26 protein-coding genes and 1 other annotated feature are annotated in these 21,206 nt (G+C 30.8%); of the genes, 23 read left to right on the top strand and 3 right to left on the bottom strand.

Annotated features, from left to right (window positions below; genetic code table 11):
* Positions 1–107 precede the first annotated feature (107 nt).
* Both RBU61_RS12170 and RBU61_RS12165 read right to left on the bottom strand, forming a co-directional pair.
* The gene (locus RBU61_RS12170) at positions 108–563 is read right to left on the bottom strand and encodes an ImmA/IrrE family metallo-endopeptidase (RefSeq protein ID WP_308875694.1); all 456 of its coding nucleotides are present in this window, start codon (positions 561–563) and stop codon (positions 108–110) included.
* A gap of 24 nt (positions 564–587) precedes the next feature.
* The gene (locus RBU61_RS12165) at positions 588–1,082 is read right to left on the bottom strand and encodes a hypothetical protein (RefSeq protein ID WP_308875693.1); all 495 of its coding nucleotides are present in this window, start codon (positions 1,080–1,082) and stop codon (positions 588–590) included.
* A gap of 172 nt (positions 1,083–1,254) precedes the next feature.
* Between RBU61_RS12165 and RBU61_RS12160 the strand changes: the two genes are divergently transcribed.
* Positions 1,255–1,479 carry a DUF739 family protein gene (locus RBU61_RS12160; RefSeq protein WP_308875692.1) on the top strand — a complete coding sequence of 75 codons (225 nt, stop codon included), beginning with the start codon at positions 1,255–1,257 and terminating at the stop codon, positions 1,477–1,479.
* Between the two features lie 6 nt (positions 1,480–1,485).
* Positions 1,486–1,713 (top strand): hypothetical protein, encoded by a 228-nt coding sequence (locus RBU61_RS12155; protein ID WP_308875690.1) that lies wholly within the window; start codon positions 1,486–1,488, stop codon positions 1,711–1,713.
* A gap of 244 nt (positions 1,714–1,957) precedes the next feature.
* Here RBU61_RS12155 and RBU61_RS12150 read toward each other — a convergent pair whose 3' ends face one another.
* A complete protein-coding gene (locus RBU61_RS12150; protein ID WP_308875689.1) occupies positions 1,958–2,203 on the bottom strand; it encodes a hypothetical protein in 246 nt (81 codons plus the stop codon).
* 235 nt (positions 2,204–2,438) lie between these two features.
* Between RBU61_RS12150 and RBU61_RS12145 the strand changes: the two genes are divergently transcribed.
* The 21 genes from RBU61_RS12145 (at position 2,439) to thrS (ending at position 21,180) form a co-directional block, all read left to right on the top strand.
* Positions 2,439–2,870, top strand: a complete 432-nt coding sequence (locus RBU61_RS12145) for a sigma factor-like helix-turn-helix DNA-binding protein (protein WP_308875688.1) — start codon at positions 2,439–2,441, stop codon at positions 2,868–2,870.
* Positions 2,871–3,206: 336 nt separating this feature from the next.
* Positions 3,207–3,671, top strand: a complete 465-nt coding sequence (locus RBU61_RS12140; RefSeq protein ID WP_308875686.1) for a DUF6838 family protein — start codon at positions 3,207–3,209, stop codon at positions 3,669–3,671.
* Between the two features lie 4 nt (positions 3,672–3,675).
* Positions 3,676–4,773 (top strand): phage tail sheath C-terminal domain-containing protein, encoded by a 1,098-nt coding sequence (locus tag RBU61_RS12135; protein ID WP_308875685.1) that lies wholly within the window; start codon positions 3,676–3,678, stop codon positions 4,771–4,773.
* A gap of 17 nt (positions 4,774–4,790) precedes the next feature.
* On the top strand, positions 4,791–5,210 hold the full coding sequence (locus tag RBU61_RS12130) for a phage tail tube protein (protein WP_308875684.1): 420 nt from the start codon (positions 4,791–4,793) through the stop codon (positions 5,208–5,210).
* Positions 5,211–5,271: 61 nt separating this feature from the next.
* The gene (locus RBU61_RS12125; protein WP_154442778.1) at positions 5,272–5,664 is read left to right on the top strand and encodes a hypothetical protein; all 393 of its coding nucleotides are present in this window, start codon (positions 5,272–5,274) and stop codon (positions 5,662–5,664) included.
* A gap of 175 nt (positions 5,665–5,839) precedes the next feature.
* Positions 5,840–7,720 (top strand): phage tail tape measure protein, encoded by a 1,881-nt coding sequence (locus RBU61_RS12120; RefSeq protein WP_308875683.1) that lies wholly within the window; start codon positions 5,840–5,842, stop codon positions 7,718–7,720.
* Positions 7,721–7,733: 13 nt separating this feature from the next.
* Entirely contained in the window at positions 7,734–8,156 is a 423-nt protein-coding gene (locus RBU61_RS12115; protein ID WP_308875681.1) for a phage baseplate protein, read from the top strand.
* Positions 8,157–9,155 (top strand): hypothetical protein, encoded by a 999-nt coding sequence (locus RBU61_RS12110; RefSeq protein WP_308875680.1) that lies wholly within the window; start codon positions 8,157–8,159, stop codon positions 9,153–9,155. It begins immediately after the preceding gene.
* Between the two features lie 25 nt (positions 9,156–9,180).
* Complete coding sequence (locus RBU61_RS12105; protein WP_308875678.1) at positions 9,181–9,546, top strand: DUF2577 family protein; 366 nt, start codon at positions 9,181–9,183, stop codon at positions 9,544–9,546.
* Positions 9,547–9,996, top strand: a complete 450-nt coding sequence (locus RBU61_RS12100) for a DUF2634 domain-containing protein (protein ID WP_308875677.1) — start codon at positions 9,547–9,549, stop codon at positions 9,994–9,996.
* Positions 9,997–11,091, top strand: a complete 1,095-nt coding sequence (locus RBU61_RS12095; RefSeq protein WP_308875675.1) for a baseplate J/gp47 family protein — start codon at positions 9,997–9,999, stop codon at positions 11,089–11,091. It abuts the gene before it with no gap.
* Positions 11,084–11,701, top strand: a complete 618-nt coding sequence (locus RBU61_RS12090; protein ID WP_308875674.1) for a putative phage tail protein — start codon at positions 11,084–11,086, stop codon at positions 11,699–11,701. The genes RBU61_RS12095 and RBU61_RS12090 overlap by 8 nt, the downstream gene beginning before the upstream one ends.
* Positions 11,702–13,234, top strand: coding sequence for a phage tail protein (locus RBU61_RS12085; RefSeq protein ID WP_308875673.1), 1,533 nt, complete (start codon positions 11,702–11,704; stop codon positions 13,232–13,234). It abuts the gene before it with no gap.
* A 324-nt stretch (positions 13,235–13,558) separates the two neighbouring features.
* Complete coding sequence (locus tag RBU61_RS12080) at positions 13,559–13,957, top strand: hypothetical protein (protein ID WP_308875671.1); 399 nt, start codon at positions 13,559–13,561, stop codon at positions 13,955–13,957.
* A gap of 61 nt (positions 13,958–14,018) precedes the next feature.
* Complete coding sequence (locus RBU61_RS12075; RefSeq protein ID WP_308875670.1) at positions 14,019–14,252, top strand: hemolysin XhlA family protein; 234 nt, start codon at positions 14,019–14,021, stop codon at positions 14,250–14,252.
* Between the two features lie 114 nt (positions 14,253–14,366).
* On the top strand, positions 14,367–15,137 hold the full coding sequence (locus RBU61_RS12070) for an N-acetylmuramoyl-L-alanine amidase (protein WP_308875669.1): 771 nt from the start codon (positions 14,367–14,369) through the stop codon (positions 15,135–15,137).
* Positions 15,138–15,189: 52 nt separating this feature from the next.
* Positions 15,190–15,432 carry a phage holin family protein gene (locus RBU61_RS12065; protein WP_308875668.1) on the top strand — a complete coding sequence of 81 codons (243 nt, stop codon included), beginning with the start codon at positions 15,190–15,192 and terminating at the stop codon, positions 15,430–15,432.
* 195 nt (positions 15,433–15,627) lie between these two features.
* Positions 15,628–16,368 (top strand): DUF6873 family GME fold protein, encoded by a 741-nt coding sequence (locus RBU61_RS12060; RefSeq protein WP_308875667.1) that lies wholly within the window; start codon positions 15,628–15,630, stop codon positions 16,366–16,368.
* 66 nt (positions 16,369–16,434) lie between these two features.
* Positions 16,435–17,286 (top strand): putative sporulation protein YtxC, encoded by an 852-nt coding sequence (locus tag RBU61_RS12055; protein ID WP_308875666.1) that lies wholly within the window; start codon positions 16,435–16,437, stop codon positions 17,284–17,286.
* Between the two features lie 100 nt (positions 17,287–17,386).
* Positions 17,387–18,697, top strand: a complete 1,311-nt coding sequence (gene hisS / locus RBU61_RS12050) for a histidine--tRNA ligase (RefSeq protein ID WP_308875665.1) — start codon at positions 17,387–17,389, stop codon at positions 18,695–18,697.
* Between the two features lie 323 nt (positions 18,698–19,020).
* Positions 19,021–19,217, top strand: a binding site (T-box leader).
* A gap of 52 nt (positions 19,218–19,269) precedes the next feature.
* A complete protein-coding gene (gene thrS, locus RBU61_RS12045; RefSeq protein ID WP_308875664.1) occupies positions 19,270–21,180 on the top strand; it encodes a threonine--tRNA ligase in 1,911 nt (636 codons plus the stop codon).
* Positions 21,181–21,206: the final 26 nt, after the last annotated feature.

The raw sequence follows: 21,206 nt of genomic DNA, 5'->3' as shown, positions 1-21,206 counted from the left end.
ATATATTCTTTTTGTTTCTCCATTTTTAAATATTCTCTAACACAATTCGTAAATGTTCCAAACTAATCTTCAAGAAACTCACTATGTAGTGACATATAGGATATTAATTATTCCCATATTTCTAATACTGATAATGGTTCAAAACAAACCAAATAATTATTTATTTGATATTGTAATCCATATTTTTGTTTATAATAAATTAAAACTTCTTCTATATACTCCTCAGTAACACCTAAATATTCAGCCAACTCAAACCTATTTCTAACACCATGCTTGTAGGCATCGATTAATTTTGTGACTCTTACTAATTTTCTATATCCCCAAGCCCTAGCATATCTCTCTTGTTTTCTATTATTAAGATCTGATTGGTCTAATATATTTCCTACTGTAGTATGGTAGTGTCCTATTTCTTCAGCTAATGTGCATTTCTTATCTGTATTGCTAAGATCTTTCTTTATAGCAATTCTATTTCCTTTAATTCTTCCCTTGTAGGCCCTAAGAGGTTTCTCTTTTACAACTAATTCATGTATCTCTGCTTCTTCTAATAATTCTTCATAAGTCATTTAATCAGTCCCCCTGTCAACTTCCTAAAAATCTTCATCATCCATTATGGAGTCATCATGGGCTTTATCTTTTTCGGAAGCTCCATCAATTTCATGTGCAGCATTAGGTAATAGATGAGAATCTTCTTTCATTGCATATTTATCTATATAAGTAAGTTCTTCAACTCTTTTTATGGCTTCTTGTTGGCCAACTTGATTTAACTTGCGAAGGTTGTTTATTAATTTCACTTCTCTTAGTGAAACTACTCCCATATTCGTTGTATGAATATAATCTCTATCCATAGGTACATTATAACCCATTAACCAAGCTTCACTAACGTTCAAAGCCATTCCTAATATGGAGAGCTTTTCTTGACCAGGTTCAACAAGGCCAGATACATACTGACTTATATCAGATTTATTCATCTTTATATTGTATTTTTCGGAATATGGCTTTGTCATTTCTAATATATCAATCTGTCTTAGTCTACGTTTATTCATAATTTCTTTAAGTCTATCAGATGTAGTTAATTTCTTCAAAATTTTCCCTCCTATCATTCTAAAATTTAATATATCATATTTTAAACTAAAGTTCAAGAATAAAATACAAAAGTTAAAGTGAATTGAATTTATCTATTGACAAAGAAAAATTCTAATGATATATTTAAATCAGTTCAACAAGATTGAACTTAAAGAAGGGAGGATTTATTCAATGGCATTTAATTACAATAAATTACGGGGAAAAATTACTGAGAAATTTAGCACTCAATCAGCTTTTTCTAAAGCTATGAGAGTATCGGAAAGAACCCTATCTTTAAAGCTTAATGGGAGAATATATTTTGTCCAAGATGAGATTGCTTTAGCGGCTGAACTTCTAGGTATTCCACAGGAAGAGATTCAAGTATATTTTTTTACCCCTAATGTTCAAAGGGGTTGAACCAAATTGAAGAAACCAAAAAGAGTTGAGAAAAGAAAGGAGAATTCAGTAATGGAAATATTAGAAAGAAGAAAAGAATTAAATGAAATAGAGAAACAGATAAATTATATTGTCCAAGAAAATTTAGAGCTTGAAGAATTATATAGAAAAGGTATAGAAGCAAATGGAAAGCTGGTTAAAAATAGACTAAAGTTAACAGGGTTAATGAAAGAGTTTACAGGCGAAAAAATATAAATTGCCTAGATATTCTAGAAAAATACCTATAAAGAAAAATCAGATGAAATAACTTTAAAAGAAATTGCTTTGGCCTGTGATAGTTCTGAAACATATGAAAATACAAACCTATTAAATATATGAGATGTATATTAAATAAAATGCAATAGGTGTGGGAAGTTACCTCTTGGATTAGAGGGAAAGGCATGAATAATATGTCCTAGATGTAAGGGCAAGGACATATTTGATACTGAAGAAAGAACGTTTAACATAATTGACGCTTTAAATTTGCGATTTGTTTTTCCATATCAGATATTTGTGTTTTAAGTTCTTCTTTAGATTGTAAACTTTGTTGTTGAGCAGCTTTAGTAAGCAAACTAGCACCAATTTGCGTAAAAACATTGCCTAAAACATTAATATCATCAGTATCTAAATCTTGTGAAATTAAAATAGAAATCAAAGAAACTACGAGCACTAATGTATCAGGACATATATTTGAGATCCTTGACATTTATATCACCTCATAATTAGTATATGTACATTTAAATAAAATGGCACTATATTGTTTTCATTTATAGCAAGTAGAGGTTAAGGTAGTAGCTGAAAAAGATTAGGGAATATCATTAGTCAAAGAGATATGGCTGAAACTATATATAAATTTAAAATACAACTTATATATAGTACCAAACTTAATGTAGATATAGTTATAAAAAAGATTGATGCAGAAAGGAAAGGGGAGTAAATATATGGATATAATTAAATCATATAAAGATTTGTGTAAAGAGATAAAGATATGGAAGCTAAGGGTAGAAACTTATGAAGCAGAAATCAGAGCTATAAAAAAGTTAGCTAAATTATATGGACCAGGCGATGTAAAGGGAATAGATTACACTAAGCCAAGAGTACAAGAATCTAATCAAATAGGATTTGAAGAAGCCTTATTTAGATTACACCAGCTTGAGGAACATATATCTATGCACCAAAGCACTATAGATGAAATGGAAGAATTAAAAAAGGAAATGGAAGAGAGAATAGAACGATTAGATGGATTAGATAAAAAGGTAGTATATATGAGAGAAATCGAAGGGAAGCCCTTGAGGGAGATTGCAGACGAGTTGGGATACTCTGAAATATACATAAAGAAAATCTCTGCAAGGAATCCCAAAGAGTATACTTAGACTATACTGACAAATGAATTTAGGCATGCTATTATAGTATCATGGAAAGTTGTCACAGATCATATGTCAGAAAAAATAAAGATTATAAAAATCTCACGGGTTCCTCTGTGGGATTTTTTTATTACATCTAAACTACAATAGGAGTTTCATTTTTCTAAAGAATAATGAGAATGAATCTAAATCATTTAATTGTTGTAAGTTAATTTTATATTGGCCATATGGTAGATAACATTATTTACATTAGATAAATTATCCAAATATTAGAGAGGAGGTGATTAAGTTGAAGAGGAAATAAGAAAGTAGGATGTTTTATGAGGCAACTATTTACTTTAGGAGGTGATAAAAATTGTAAAATATACTGATATACACAAGGCTATTGTAAAAAGGATAAAGACTAAATTTCCCAATATAGTCTTTGGTACAGATGTTGAGAAGGATGTAGTAAGACCTTCTTTTTTTGTTGACTTGAATAACATAAAAATTAGTAACTTTATGGGAGAATCAAGGGACACTTATTTGACTGCTAGGATTTATTATTTTTCATCTACAGCAGATGAAAATGGGATGGAATTGTTAAATATGTATGATGACTTAGTAGAACTATTTCTAGAAAATAATTTGATTACTGTAGATGAATATGTAAAATTTGAAATTAATGAACTAGAAATTAATGTAATTGATAAGGTTCTACATTGTTATTTTGACATTAGAATATCTGAAAATTATCCACGTGATAAATCAGGTATTGGTGTTGATTTTGAGGATAAAGAGCTAATGGAAGAATTAAATATAAAGGAGTGAGGATATGGCAGATTTAGGAATGCCCAAAATAGAAATCATATTTAAAGGATTAGGAGTAAGTGCCGTTCAAAGAGGAAGTAAAGGGGTAGCAGTATTAATCATTAAAGATGATACCAATAAGACATTTACATTTAAGGAATATAGAAGCATAGAAGACTTGACATCAGAAGAGTTGCTAAGATATACAGAAGAAAATATAACATATATTAAAGATGTCTTAGAAGGATCACCTAAGAAACTAGTAATAGCAAGAATGGATAATGATGGAGTATTAGCAGATTTATTAAAAGCTATAAAAGGTAAGGTGGAAATGAATTGCTGGATTGGTATTGCAGATGCAACAGCAGAGGAAGCCAATGACTTAGTAAGTTTTATAAAAGCCAGCGTTAAAAATGATAAAAAAAGATATAAGGGGTTAGTATATAAAGCTGCTTCATCTGATGATATGCACATAGTTAATTTCACTAATGAAAAGGTGATTTTTAAGGACAACAGAGGAAAACAAGATGGAGGTAAGGCTTCTCCATGGTTATTAGGTTATCTTGCAGGTTTATCCTTAGATATGAGTGCCATTGCTAAACCACTGCAGAAGTTTGAAGCTGTAGAAGAACCAGAAGATCTAGATGAAGCTATAAATAAGGGTGAGTTCATTCTTTACAATGATGAAGGTGAAGTTAGGGTTGCGAGAGGCATTACATCACTTGTAACTACAGGGCAAGGAATTACTGATGACATGAAGTTTATATTAATAGTTGAAGTTATGGATATGATTTATACAGATATTTACACTACTTGGAAGAATTTTTATAAAGGTAAATATAAAAATTATCTAGACAACCAAATGTTATTAATAGGTGCCATTAATAGTTATTTTAAAGAAATTGCAAATGAGCTCCTACTAGATCCTAACTTCTCAAATAAAGCTATGATAGATATAGAGCAACAAAGGTTAGCAAATATTTATAAATATGGAGAGGAAGAAGTAAGTACTTGGGATGATGATAAGGTTATGGAAATGACAGTAGGTACTAATGTATTCTTAGATGGAAATATAAAAATATTAAACGCTATGGAAGATTTTAAATTTAAAATAGATATGTAGAAAGGAAGTGGCAGATAATGAGTAAAGGAAATCAATATTGGAATGGTTCTAATGGCAATATCTGGGTCAACGATTCTGAATGGGATAAAGTAAAGAGCTTTGAGGTTAAAATGGTTATAGAATGGGAAGATGTACCAAATGGAATGACTACAGATAGGGTTTTACTAGGCTATGGTTATGAAGGAAGTTTTAGTTATAGAAAATCCGATAAAAACTATAACAAAGCAATAGATTTGTTGTTTGCTGAGTACGTAGCAGGTAGAGTCCCAGATGTTACTATAATTGGTAAGGCTTTCAATAGAGCAACTGGAAAAACTCAAAGAATTAAGGTAACAAGTATAACTTTCGATGAACTTGCTTTACAATCATGGGAAGAAAAGTCTGTTGGGGAAGTAGAAATGCCTTTCAAGGCTAGTGAAGTAGAGATATTACAATAAATTTAAAACGCCTTAGATTGAATCTAAGGCGTTAACTATTTTATAAAAAAGGAGAATTTATATGAACAATAGAACAGTGACTTTAGCTGATATAATAACAAAGAGAAATCAATCTAAAAATGATAAAATGCAGGTTAAATACTATAAAAGTGAAGTTTTAGATACTGAAATAGAAATAAGGAAAATTCCTTTACAGAGATATATGGAATTAAGTGAAAGATTGGCAGAAGATAATATTAATACCATTGATACTATGAATGAAATAATCTATGAATGTTGTCCAATTTTTAAAACTAATACTCAAGAAGCTATGGAAGCCTATGGAGTTGCTGAACCAATTGATTTACCCAGTGCTGTACTAGAGGATCAGTTAAATGAGATAAAAGACATTATCGAAGTAATAAATAGTTTCTATGGTCTAGATAAGATAAAAGATGACGAAGTAAAAAACTAATAGACCAGGATGGATGGCTGCAATGTGTATCCTTCCTGGTAGTTAGAGGACATGAGCTAGAATATTTACTTAATCTAGGATACTTTGAAAAGCTATTTTATATGGAAAGTATAAATAGATATTATGAAGATGAAAGACAAAAATATAGAGCCCTATTAGGAAAGTAGGTGAGAAATTGGTAAAAGAGGAAATAGTAGTTATGCTCGCTTTAAAAGATGGGATGTCACAGGCTTTAGTAAGAATTACCAAAAGTGTAGATAAAGTCAAAGAAGAAACTAAGGAATCACAAACTCTAATAGAAAAATGGAAAGATAAAAGTGTAAAGGCTATAGACAATGTAATCAAGAAATCAGCTAAAATGGCTAAGGCGAAAGCAAAGGCCTTTGGAGGTTTAGCAGTGGATACAGGATTTAAAGGCATGATTGAACTAGAAACTGCTAGTGTAAAAGTTAAATCTATCGCGGGAAACTCTTTAGAATTAAACAAGATACAGAGTGAGTTATTAAAGAATTCCACTAAAACCGGTGTAGCAGTCAATAAATTAGCAGATGCTCAGTATGCTGCTATGTCTTCTGGTGTAAAGGCGGAAGAAAGCATGGATGCAGCAGTATTATCAAGTAAACTTGCTATATCTGGATTTACAGATACTAACAGTGCACTAAAACTCATGACTAGTACAATGGACGTATATGGGCTTACTGGAACTGAAGCTATGCAAAGTATAAGTGATAAAATGCTAGTAACTCAAAATCTTGGTGGCACATCAATAGGTGAACTAGCAAGTTCCCTAGGATCTGTTACTCCAATAGCAAAATCAGCAGGTATAAGTTTAGATGAGGTACTAGGTGCTGTTGGTTCTCTTACAAAAAGTGGACAGTCTACATCTAAAGCAATGGCAGGACTAGAGGGGATAATGTCCAATGTAATTGAACCCACTGAACAAGCAAAGGATATGGCTAAGAAATTAGGAATAGATTTTAGTGTTAGTGCTATAAAAAGCAAAGGATTTGCTAAGTGGTTAGAAGAAATAAAAGTAAAAACTGGTGGCAGCACCGATGCTATGGATCAGTTATTTGGTGATGTAAATGCCTTAAATGCTGCAATATCTTTAACTAGTGAAGGTGGATTTAATGATTTTAATAATATCCTTGGAGAAGTAATAGATAGTGCAGGCATGACAGATGAAACTTTTGAAGCTATGACTAATACTATAGGTTTTAAGTTAGATAAACTTAAAAATACGTCTAATAATATATTTACTTCTATGATGAATACTCAATCAGGACTCATAGGTGAATATATAGATAAGATAGAGACATGGTTTACAAACAATGAAGAAAAGATTCAAGGCTGGGTACAATCCATAGGCGATGGAGTTACTAAGGTAGTTGATTTTATAAAAAATGTATTAAGCTTTGTAAAAGAACATGAAAAGCTTATAACCACTATACTAGTATTTGTAACTACTATGTATGCAGTTATAAAAGTTATAGCATTAGTAGTTTTAGTTATGGAAGCTTGGAAAACCATGAGTATGGTATTAGATGGAGTTATAAAGATGACTACCCTAGGATGGTTAGTCTTAGTAATAGGTGCAGTAGTTGCAGCTGGGTATCTTGTATGGAGAAACTGGGAAGCTATAATGGAGTGGCTTATAAGAGCATGGGAAAAGATAAAAAAAGCTTGGAAGGGGTTAATGGAATTCTTAAAAAATCCAGTCAAAGGAACTATAGAGTTATTCAAGAAAAATAAAGAATATGATATAGCTACTAATACTTCACCATCTGAAGATCCAGCATTTCCAAAAGGAACAAGCTATTCTCCATCTGGGTGGGCAAGAATCCATGAAGAAGGTGGAGAAATAAGGAAACTATCATCAGGAGAAACTATTATATCTGCCGATAAATCTGAAAGACTCCTTACAGGTAAAGGAATCGGACAAGATGTAAAAGTAGATGTAACCATAGCAGGGAATGTAATAGGTAATAAGCAATTTGCCAATGAAGTGGGAGAGGAAGTATATAGAAAGGTTAAATTAGCATTAGATAATATCTAGGGGGTGATAGAAAATGGGAGGTAATATAATATTTAGTGCAAATAACAACGAAGAGGTAATGATATTACCTGTGGTGCCAGAAATAGAGATTAATAAATCTCAAAATAATGAACAATTCGAAACTATAAACAATGGAACTATAAACTTAGTAGGTGATGAGGTGATTAGAACATTTTCTATCACATCCATACTGCCTTCTCAAAAGTATAGATGGCTGAAGCCTGGAAGCGTAGCAGATCCTTTCAGATATGTAGATTTCTTTAATAAATGGAGGGCAAAGAAAGTACCCTTTAGAGTTATTACAAGCAAAAGAGATGGAACAGAATGGTTTAACATGGCAGTATTGATAGATAATTTCTCTTATACGGTTAGAAAAAATGGAGATGTGGAATATACATTAGATTTATCTGAATATAGATTTGTTGGAGGTAATTAAATGGATAATTATATAATAACTCTAATAAAAAATAATGGTGGGAGTTCAGATATAACTAAGTTTTGTGGAAATCTATCATGGAAGGATAGTATAGATACTCTAGGTATGGAATTAAATTTAGAGGCAGTTAGGAATATAGATGATAGGTACATGAAAGGCTATGATTTAATTGAAGTTGGAGATAAGATAATCTTACTTAATAATAACAAAGAATTATTTAGAGGGATTATAGTAGACTTAGGAATTAACAGATATTCAAAATCTATCACAGCCTTTGATTATGCTTTTTATCTAAATCAATCTATGACTATTATTCAATTTAATAAAGTAAATGCAGATGAAGCTATCAAACAGTTATGTAGTAAGTTTAATGTTCCTATGGGTAATATAGTATCTATATCTACAGCTATTACTAAAATATATAAAGATAATAATATAGCAGAAATTATAAGGGATATATTAGAACAGGCTACAAATGAATTAGGATCAAACTATAGGCTAGAAATGAGAGAAGGTAAATTATATATAGAAAAATATACTGATTTGATCATAACGCCAAGGTTTAAACCTGCCTCTAATGTAGCTTCTTTAAATCCTTTAAAGACTATAGGAAGTATAAGTAAAAGTGAATCTATAGCAGATATGAGGAACAGTATATTAATTTCAAGTAATGATGAAAAAAGCAGTCGAGTAATTGCAACAGCTAAAGATGAAAAAAGTATATCTAAATTTGGACTACTACAAGAAGTTGAATCAGTAGATGATAAGGATATGGCCAAAGTTAAGGTAATTGCTCAAAATAAACTTAAAGAGTTGAATAAGATAAAAGAGGATATATCTATTAAATTATTAGGGGATGATAATGTCAGGGCAGGAAGGATATTAGAAGTAGATAATGATATGTTTAAGCTAAAAGGACAATATTTAATTAAAGATTGTACTCATACGTATCAAAATAGAATTCATACCATGGACTTAACATTAGAGAAGGTGATTTAATATGTGGGACGTAGGATTGGCTCAAATGTTTAAGGAGAGGGAAAATAAGATTAATATAGGTCCTTGTGTAGGTAAAGTTGTAGGAGTAGAGCCTTTAAAAGTTTCAATACTAGATGGGCAAGTAATCCTCCAAGAAGGACATCTATATATATGTCAAAGCTTAGCAAAAAGAGAATATAAATTAGAGTTAAATGCTGATGGAGATATAGGGGATATTGCGATTACCTCTAAACCCTCTAATCCTCTAATTGCATTCAACATAAATGAGAAAGAAAAAACCAAATTGACACTATACTTTGAATTAAAACAAGGTGATGAAGTGTTAATTATACCTGCCGAAAACCAGCAGGTATTTTTTATAGTAGATAAGATCCAAAAGGTAGGTGATTAAGTGTTTCCCAAATTGGATTTAGACAATATTGCAGAAGAATTACAATTTGAAGAAAAAAAGAATGAGGGTAAAACATTTTTATTTGATTTTGAAAAAGGAGATTTTGTAATTAAGGATGGTAGACTTGTAGAGGTAGAAGGGAAAGAAGCTATAAAAATTTGGATAGAAAAAATACTAAGAACTGAAAAATTCAAGTTTGAAGTATATAAAGAAGATGAGAACATTAACGAGTATGGTACAACTATAAAGAAATTAATTCAAGGAAAAAAAGTACCACAATTCTTTCTACAATCTGAACTAAAGAGAGAGATAGAGGAAGTATTAAAGAGACATAGTGAAATTGACAGAATAAAAGACTTTAGGACAGAACAAGAAGCAGCCACCCTTAGAATATATTTCACGATAATATTAAAAAATGGAGAAACCTTCAACCAGGAGGTGAATTTTTAATTGGAAAATAGAGAAGAAATACTAAAAAGAATATTAAGCAATATCCCAGATAAATACGATAAATCAGAAGGATTATTCCCTTACGATTTCTCTAAAGCTACAGCTATAGAATTTGAAAATAAAAATAGAGGAATACAGGAAGTAGCAAATAAGCTAGACATAGAAAATCTATCAGGGGAGGAATTGGAAAGATTTATACATCAACGTACAGGAATAACTAGAAAACTAGCAACAAAAGCAACAACCATAGTAACAATATCAGGTCAAGAATGTGCTAGAATCTCTAAAGGGGATTTTGTAGGAGCCGATACAGTAAACTTTATATCTACAGAGGATAAGACAATTGATGATATGGGGCAAATGACAGTATTGGTAGAATGTGAAGCACCTGGAATCATAGGTAATGTTCCTGCAAGAGCAATAAAATACTTTCCTATTAGTATTGCAGGATTAGCAAATGTGACTAACCTTGAATCAGTAAAAAATGGTTACAATGCAGAAAGTGATTTTGACTTAAGACAAAGATACTATGAAAGAATACGTATTCCTGCAACATCAGGAAATAAATATCATTACCTAAATTGGGCAAAAGAAGTAGTGGGTGTAGGTGATGCTAGAGTTATTCCCCTTTGGAATGGAGATAACACAGTAAAAGTAATAGTAATAGATAGTAACAAAAAGCCTGCTAGTGAGGATCTGATTAGTAGAGTGCAAGAGTATATAGATCCTAAGGGTGAATATATAAATGATAGATGGACAACTTGGGGGACAGGAGCAGGACAGGCTCCCATAGGTGCATATTGTACTGTAATATCTGCCGTAAGTAAAGATATTAATATATCCGCCACAATAACTAAAAATGAAAGTTATCTTCTAGAACAGATTAAATCCAATATAGAAGAAAATATAACTAATTATTTAAAAGAAATAGCATTTAAAAAGAATTTAGTATCTTATGCACAAATAGGCTCTCTAATATTAAATGTAGATGGAGTATTAGACTATATGGATCTAAAAGTTAATGAAGGATTAGAAAATATCATAATAGATAGTGAAGAAGTAGCTATATTAGGTGAGGTGAAGTTACATGAGTAGATTATTAGAATATCTACCGATTTATGAAAGATCCTCTATAGTATTTCAAGAGATATTAAATTCTGAGCAAATGGAGTTTGATCGATTAGGGCTAAATATAGAAGATTTGGAGAGACAGTTTTTTATAGATACTGCCACTTGGGGACTTGCTATATATGAGAAAGAACTGAAGCTCCCTATTAGACCTAAAAAAACTTTAGAAGAGCGAAGAAGTCTTATAAAATCGAGAATGAGAGGTATGGGAAAAGTAGATTTAGCAATGATTAAATCTATAATTGAAGCCTATACAAGAAGTACAGCAGACATAATATTTGACGGAAGAATTAATATTAAGTTTACTAATGAAGGGACTATAACATTAAATATAAGTGATATGTTTAATGCAATTGAAGAAATAAAACCAGCTCATTTAGATTATGATATTACTTTAAACTATAAACAGAAATTGAGTGAAATCTATATAGCAAGCGCTTTAATTGCAGGGGAAGAAATAACAGTATATCCTTATTCACCTAAAGAACTATTATCAAAAGGTAATATTTACATTGCAGCAGGAAGCAATACAGGATTAGAGAAAGTAATAATATATCCTAGAAAGGAAGTGATTTAAATGGTAGAACAATTTTATACGATAACTACCCAAGTAGGTAAAGCAAAAATAGCAAATGCTAGTGCATTAGGTAATAAAGTAAATTTTACACATTTTGCGTTAGGTGATGGGAATGGAGGTTACTATAATCCCACAGAAACTCAAACAGCATTGAAAAAAGAGGTCTGGAGGGGAAACATAGGACAAATTGTAGTAGATGAAAATAACCCAAGTTGGATAGTATTAGAAACTATTATACCTGCCGACATAGGTGGTTTTACTATTCGTGAAGCAGGAGTATTTGATGATGAAGGTAATCTATTAGCAATAGGTAAGTATCCTGAAACATATAAACCCTTACTTGAAAATGGAAGTGCTAAGGATTTATATATAAGAATGATTCTAGAGGTGGCAAATACATCTGTAGTTAATCTAAAGGTAGATCCTTCTATTATATTAGCAACTAAAAAAGACATAGATATTCTGAGTAATAGGATTACCAAGAATGAAAGTGATATAGCAGAACTAAAACAAGGTTCTACTACAATAGAAGATTTACAAACAGAAAATAAAACTTTAGCAGGTGCTATAAATGAGTTGGAAGATAATAAGGCAAGTAAAGATTATGTAGATGATGGTATAAAGGATATAGAAGATAAACTTTTTCAGTCTGGGCTTGATGGTAAAAATCTATTAGAAACCTCTATCAAGTCCAAAGGTGGAACGGTTTCTAAACAAGGAGAAATTGCTACATTTAATGAATTAGGCTTAGGTGTAAAGTCAATTATTACAGACCCATCTATAGGTACTACAGATGCATTAGCAGGAGATATACTATCTGGTAAGAAGGTAGTATCACAAGGGAATTTATTAACAGGAACAATGCCAAATCGTGGTGCAGTGAATATCACTCCTAGCCAAGTAGACCAAACAATAGTAAATGGATTCCACAATGGAGCAGGAAAGGTACTAAAAGTTCCAGTACCAGTGGCAAATGTATTAACAGGAACTACGATAGCAGGAGCTACTGGAACTATGCCAAACAGAGGAGCACCAGCACAGACATTAACTACTCAAGGTGGGCAATATAACATTCCAGCTGGTTATTATAGCGGTGGAAGTGTTAAGGCACAATTTGCTAATTTAGTGGTAGGGAATGTTAAGAAAGATGTTAACATTGGGGGAGTTGTTGGGACACTAGAAGGAATACCAACAATTAGAGGTGGTCTTAAGTATGCTTGGTCAAGAAGAGGAGATATTGGGGCTAGAGAAACACGTACATTTATAGTTAATACGTCATCTAATGGTTTTCTTCCTTTGAAGGATAATCGTCTTTATGTAATAAGCATAATTGGTAGCACCGATAGGTCAGTTACTGTATGTTTAGCAATAGATACAAGGATTATTTTTCAAAGTCAAGTAGGTATGTTTATAATAAGAAAGTTTTTACCAGTGGTTGACTCCAAAACTGATATATATCATGTGGACGTAGAAAATGTAATGTCTAGTGCATCTAGTATTGAAGTAAATTTAGCAATACATGATATATATTAAGAATAATATTAGAAAGGATGATAATTAAATGATGAAATTAAATTATTATGCAAAATTAAAAGAAGATAACGTATGTATAGAAATGATATCTACGCCTAAAAATCTAAAAGGTGTGAAAGGGTATGTATCTATAAAGAATTAAGAACATAGTAAGATTTCTATATGTACTAAATAACTGGAAGGCAATAGACTAGACAATAGTCTTTTTTTATTGCCTTTCTTATTAACTAGAAATCTAGGATATTAATTCATATACTGGTATATTAAGTAAGTTGAAACAGCCATTTTCTTACGATATACTACTTACAGGGAGGTAATATGTATATGAAATTAAAAAAGATTATTAGTGTTATTGTTGTTTCTATATTGTCCATATCTTTAATTTCTTGTTCAAACTTAAACAATAAAGAGGAAATAGGACACAATGAAAATAAAGAGGAAGTACAACATAATGAAAATCAGGGAAAAGTAAAGCCTAATAAAAAGCGGGATGAGAACCTAACTGATGAATTGGTAAAGGAAGAAGAAGTTTATGATGGGCAAATTTATTTTCAGGATGATTGGGTCATAGGAGCAATAAGTATTGAAGATGGAGTTCCAGAAGAAAAAGGAAAAGAAATAGCTCAAAAATATGCTGAGAAGTTAAAGGAAAAATATAAAGACAAAAAAGTTAATGTCCAAGCAGTTCAAGGCGGAAAGAATATAGCTAATATAGAATTATAATGAGAGAGAGCCACGTTATTTCGTGGCTTTTTCTTTTTTTATGGAATTTAGGAGGTGTAATATGAATTATGAAGTTATGGAGATGAAAATCAATGAGCATGATGAAAAATTATTGGAACTAGATAAAAGATTAGATAAGAATGATAGAGAAAATGCTGAATTTAAAATACAGATAAAACATCTTTGTGAGACCATTCAAGGACTTACAACCACCATGAGATGGTTTATAGGGCTATTCGCAGGAGCTTTTGTAAGCTTCTTTTTTTATGCAATTCAACAAATATTATTTAAGTAAAAAGTTTCAAATTACCATAGTAACATTTCACTAAAAAATCTATCTATATATTGAAAGGTGAAAAAGTCGACTAAAGTAATCTTCAAAAAATAAAAATAAGAGGAGGATTTATTTATGGCAAAAGTATTTTTAGATGCAGGACATGGAGGACATGATCCAGGGGCAATAGGTAATGGATTGCAGGAAAAGACTATAGCATTATCAGTAACATTAAAGATAGGTGATATCTTAAAAAATCATGGAGTAACTGTAAACTACTCAAGAACCACAGATGTATTCTTAGAATTAGCAGATAGAGCTTCAAGGGCAAATAGTTTTGGTGCAAATGTATTTGTATCAGTTCACTGTAATTCTTTCAGTGATTCATCAGCAAAAGGAGTAGAGACTTATAGTTATCCAGGAAGTACAACAGGTGCTAACTTATCAAAATCTATACAAAATAATATAATATCAAGTGGTGTATATACAGCAAACAGAGGAACAAAGACGGCAAACTTTGCAGTTTTAAGACTAACTAATATGCCGGCAGCTTTAGTAGAGTTAGCATTTATATCTAATGCACAAGATGCTAATATACTAAAAAATAGACAAGATGAATTAGCAGTAGCAGTATCTAAGGGAATATTAAATTACCTTGGAATCCCATATCAAGGTGGTGGCTCTGGTTCAACACTTTATAAAGTACAAGTAGGAGCATTCTCAGTAAGAGCAAATGCTGATAATCTTGCAAATGAACTTAAAGGTAAAGGATATAGTCCAATGGTAGTTACAGTAGGAGGATTATATAAAGTACAAGTAGGAGCATTTAGTTTTAGAGCTAATGCAGAAGCCTTAGTTACAGAATTGAAATCTAAAGGATATGAAGCAATAATAGTAACAGGTTAAAAAAAGCTAGGGGAAACCCTAGCCTTTTTTAATCATAAAGGAGGGATTAATAATGGAGTATGGAGGAATAGCTATAATACCTTTATTAATAGGTATATTAGAGGTATTTAAGAGAGTAGGATTAAAAGATAAGTATATACCTGTAGTATCAGTAGTACTTGGAGTAGTAATAGGCATAGGATTATTTGGAGATGGAGATATAAAAATAGGCTTAGTTCAAGGGATATTTATAGGTCTTAGTGCAGTAGGGCTATATTCAGGTACTAAGAATACATTAACCACTAAAAAAGAGTAACGGGGAGAATTGAGGGAAAAGTATTATAGAAGATAGGGACTAGGGAGTGAAATCTCTAGTCTTTTTTCTATCCTAAATTTAATTTATTCACTAATAGTAAAAAATACTATATAATGATAAAGTGAAAACAGAAGCATCTCTGGGATAGGTTCTCAGGGATTTTTATTTTTATAAATCTTAAGGAGGATGAAATATATGAATCCTTTTATACCGAAACATATGGCTGATTTAGCCATTGTAGATAGAAGAATAGATGAAGAAATAGAAAAAAATTTAAAAAAATTAGGATTAAGAATAATAAAAACTATAAAATGTAATGAAGTAGATGATAGTATTTCCTATCACCCAGATATTGTAATTCATCCAGTGAACCATAATACTTTAGTCATAGCTCCCAATGTGTTTGATTACTACAAAGAAGAATTAAAGGACACAGGTATAAAATTAATTAAGGGAGAAAAATATTTGGGTTGTAAATATCCTGCTGATATTGCATATAATGTAGGGAGGTTATCTGGAATTGCCATTCATAATTTTAAATATACTGATGAAGTCCTAAAATTGCATTTAAAAAAAGAAAATATTGAATTTATAAATGTAAAACAAGGATATAGCAAATGTTCTCTAGCAATAGTAGGAGAAGATTCAGCTATAACTTCTGATTATCCAATGTACAATAAACTAACTTCCTTAGGATATAAAATTTTATTGGTTAAGCCAGGAAATATTATATTAAAAGGTCAAAACTATGGTTTCATAGGAGGAACAAATGGAAGTTTATACAATGGAAAATCTATTATATCTGGAACTCTAAATGAACATCCTAATAAAAACGAAATTTTTAATTTTTTTTTGGATAATAGAGTAGAATTAATATTTTTATCCAAAAAAACACTACTAGATATTGGTACAATTATTACTCTAAATTACCATTAGAGTAAGTCTTTATATTGTATATGTCTACTCTCTAAGTACATACTAGTAAAAGAAGGGAGTGATACAATGCAATCTATAAAAATTGGTGGAAATCTTAAAAAAGATGAAGTAAAAAATCTAATAAATAGGTATTTCTCCGATTCTAAAGTAACTATTAAATCAGAAGAATATCAAGGAAGATATGAGTTTGAATTTACCTTGGATAATAAAAGAAATTTAGAAGATATTGCCTTTTATAGAGCAATAGCTAATTTAGTTCAAGATATTATTTTGGAAATATATATTAAACCTATAATTATAGATAGAGTGTTAAAAATATGCGGTGATTATTCATCAGAAGATAAAGAAACAATATTTGCATCTGCCCATTCAACAATATTAAATGAAAATTATTATATAAAAGAAAAAAGTAAAATCAATGAAGAAATTCTTAATTATATAATTGAAAATAATAATATAGTAATAGATGGATTTATGAATTTTAGATTAAGAAAATATATATATGTATTGGATATTTCAATTGAAAAATCCATAGGAGAGCTTGAAGTAGAAAAGGAATATCAGGAATTTATGAATATGCTCCAATATTTTGTGGAGATACAGGAACCAAAATATGAATTAGTTAATGTAATAATTAAAAATAATGATTATTTTTTACTAGATAATGACAATAATACAATAGAAAATGGTTTGTTAGAGTATACACCAGAGGAAGAATTCTACAAAGATATAAGTAAAGCTGACCTTTTAGTAAGTTCTTTAATAGTTATCTCCCCTTTAAAGATAAAGCTTCATGTTGAGGAGGGAGAAGAAGAGGAACTGGTTTCAATAATCTCTCAGGTCTTTGGAGATAAAGTGGAATTCTGTCATGGATGTGAAAAATGTGAAATAAAGACCAAAGTTAAAAAAGGTAAGTGAAGAAGAAGTTGATTAAATCAACTTCTTTTTCTTTAAAATAATTGGAAATAATAGTTTTATCTGTTATTATAATAATAAAAGATACATATGGAGGTATATTATGAGTAAAGATATTGTTAAACCGTCAATTTTACCGGGATTTATGGAATTAACACCAGAAGACCAGATTTTATTTAATAAAATGTTAGATACAATTAGAAAAAATTATGAAAAGTTCGGATTTCTTCCAATAGACACGCCAGTTATAGAAAAAACAGAAGTACTTTTAGCTAAAGGCGGAGGAGAAACTGAAAAACAAATCTATAGATTCGAAAAAGGAAGCACTGATATGTCCTTAAGGTTTGATTTAACTGTACCTTTAGCAAGATATGTAGCTCAACACTATTCAGAGTTAAACTTTCCATTTAGGAGACACCATATAGCAAAAGTATATAGAGGAGAAAGAAACCAAAAGGGTAGATTTAGAGAATTTTATCAATGTGATATAGATATTATAGGAAATGGCAGTCTTAATATAATAAATGATGCTGAAATCCCTTCCGTTATTTATTCTACTTTTAAAGACTTAGGATTTGATTCATTTACTATAATGATTAATAATAGAAAAGTTTTAAAAGGATTTTTCCAGAGTATAGATATTGAAGATTCTACCTTTGTACTTAGAGCTATAGATAAACTAGATAAAATAGGTATAGATGGTGTAGAAAAAGAACTAAAATCCTTAGATATTACAGATAATGCTATTCAGAGAATAAAAGAATTTATAAATATAAAAGGATCAAATGAGGAAGTATTAGAAGAACTAAATAATTTAGGAATTGATAATGAAGTATTCAAAGAAGGATTAGAAGAACTAACTGAAGTGAATAGGTATATTAATCTTTTTGGAGTGCCAAAGGACAATTACAAAATAGATTTAACAATTGCTAGGGGACTGGATTATTATACTGGCACAGTGTATGAGACTTTCTTAGATGAATATCCTTCTATTGGTTCTGTTTGTTCCGGTGGTAGATATGATGATTTAGCCACTCACTATACTAAGCAAAAATTACCAGGAGTAGGTATATCCATAGGTTTTACTAGACTTTTCTATCAGCTGATGGCGGCTCAAATTATTAAATCAGAGGATAATTCCCTAACTAAGGTTCTGATTATTCCAATGGATGGATTTATAGATAATGGAGTAAAAGCTGCCAATGCTTTAAGAGAGTCTGGAATATATTCACAAGTCTATTTAGATGGCGGAAAGATTGGTAAGATATTCAACTATGCAGATAAGCTAAATATTCCTTATGTTATAGTAATAGGTCAAGAAGAAGCTGAGAATAATACTTATTCCTTTAGAAATATGAAAACGGGAGAACAACAAAATATTTCCTTAGAAGAGGTAATCGAAAGTTTAAAATAATCACTACTCACAACTATACTGAAAAATAATAAAAATCCACACTCACTGTTTCGGACACGAATAATTCTATAGCTCATTCCAGCTAAAAATCCTACAGTTTGCAAACTCGCTACGCTCAAACAGTGCAAACTGCTTAACGGCTTTCCAGCTTACATTCACTAAGAATTAAATCGTGTCCTGCAAATGTTCCCTTAGTATTTTTATTATTTTTCTTGCTCAATGTAAATGGTAACGTTTAAAATAAAAATATAATGGTATATATATGAATAATTCCTTGACAGATAGATATCTTAATGTTAGAATATTAAGACATAAATTAATATTATTAGGTATTGATGGGACCAGTAGTATATTATTTACTTTTAGAGAGAGGAAATCGTGGCTGAAAGTTTCCTTAAGATAAAAATATATGAAGACTACCCCTGAACCGAATCCAATTGAAGGATTTCCGCTTTTTAGCGTTATATAAATTGAGAAGTAACTAGGGTGGAACCACGAAGCTTAGCCTTTCGTCCCTACATATTAATATGTAGGGATGAAAGGCTTTAATTATTTTTTGAGGAGGAAAGGAAATGGAAAAGATAAGAATAACATTACCAGATGGTGCAGTTAGAGAATATGAAAAAGGCATAGCTGTATTAGATGTGACTAAGGATATATCTGAAGGATTGGCAAGAGTTGCTTTAGGGGCAGTGGTAAATAATGAAACAAAAGGTATGCAGGAAGCTATAAATGAAGATTCAACATTTAGGGTAGTTAAGTTTGAAGATAAAGAAGGAAAAGCTATATTTTGGCATACATCAGCTCATATAATGGCTTTAGCAGTGCAAAATCTATTTCCAGGAGTTAAATTTGCCATAGGACCTGCCATAGATAGCGGTTTCTATTATGATTTTGATACAGAGCATAGATTTACTCCAGAGGATTTAGAAAAGATTGAAAATGAAATGGCTAGAATAGTTAAAGAAGCCCAGTTATTAGAAAGATCTGTAATGGATAGAAATGAAGCTCTAGAATACTTTAAAGAAAAAGGAGAAGTATATAAAGTAGATTTAATTGAGCATTTTCCAGAAGATGAGGAAATATCATTCTATACTTTAGGAGAATTTACAGACCTTTGTGCAGGGCCACATTTATATGATACTAAGAAAGTTAAAGCAATTAAGCTTTTAAGTATTGCAGGCGCATATTGGCGTGGTGATGAGAAAAATAAAATGCTGCAAAGAATTTATGGAACAACTTTTGAAAAGAAAAAGGACTTAGAAGAACATTTAAATAGATTAGAAGAAGCAAAGAAAAGAGACCATAGAAAATTAGGTAGAGAATTAGATTTATTTAGTATCCATGAAGAAGGACCAGGATTCCCATTTTTCCATCCAAAGGGAATGGTTATTAGAAATATACTAGAAAACTTTTGGAGAGATGAGCATACTAAGAGAGGCTATGGAGAAATAAAAACACCTATTATATTAAATGAAGGTCTATGGCATCAATCAGGACACTGGGATCATTATAAAGAAAATATGTATTTTACTCATATTGATGAAGGGGACTATGCTATAAAGCCTATGAACTGTCCCGGATCTATTTTAGTATATAAATCCAAAATGTATAGTTATAGAGATTTTCCTCTTAGATTAGGTGAATTAGGATTAGTTCATAGACATGAATTATCTGGTGCACTACATGGATTAATGAGAGTTAGATCCTTTGTTCAAGACGATGCACACCTATATATGATTCCTTCACAAATTAAGGAAGAATTAATTAATGTAATAGAATTAGCAGATTATATGTATAATATATTTGGATTTAAATATCATATAGAGTTATCCACTAGACCAGAAAATTCTATGGGAACTGAAGAACAATGGGAAATAGCAACAAATGGTCTTATAGAAGCTTTGAAAGAAAAAGAAATAGATTATATTGTAAACGAAGGTGATGGAGCATTCTATGGTCCTAAGATTGACTTCCAATTGGAAGATGCCATAGGTAGAACTTGGCAATGTGGTACAATTCAGTTAGATTTCCAAATGCCAGAAAGATTTGACCTAACTTATATAGATAAGGACAATGAAAAGAAAAGACCAGTTATGATTCACAGAACTATATATGGTAGCATGGAAAGGTTTATGGGGATATTAATAGAGCATTATGCAGGTAAATTCCCAGTATGGCTAGCTCCTATACAGGCAACAATTCTTCCTATATCAGACAAATTTAATGATTATGCTTATGAAATTAAAAAATCTATGGAAGATAAGGGTATTAGAGTAGAGGTAGATAGTAGATCTGAAAAAATAGGTTATAAAATAAGAGAAGCACAATTACAACAAATTCCTTATATGTTAGTAGTTGGTGAAAAGGAAGTAGAAGAACAATTAGTGTCTGTAAGAAAGAGAGACGAGGGAGATAAGGGACAGATTAAAGTAGAAGAATTTATTTCTCAAGTAATTGAAGAAGTGAAAGAAAAGCAATAGACAATAACTCCGGTTTTTGATGCCTA

This window comes from Tissierella sp. MB52-C2 (genome assembly GCF_030931715.1).
In the GTDB taxonomy this organism is placed as follows: domain Bacteria; phylum Bacillota; class Clostridia; order Tissierellales; family Tissierellaceae; genus Tissierella.
This window is presented reverse-complemented; position numbering and strand designations above follow the sequence as displayed.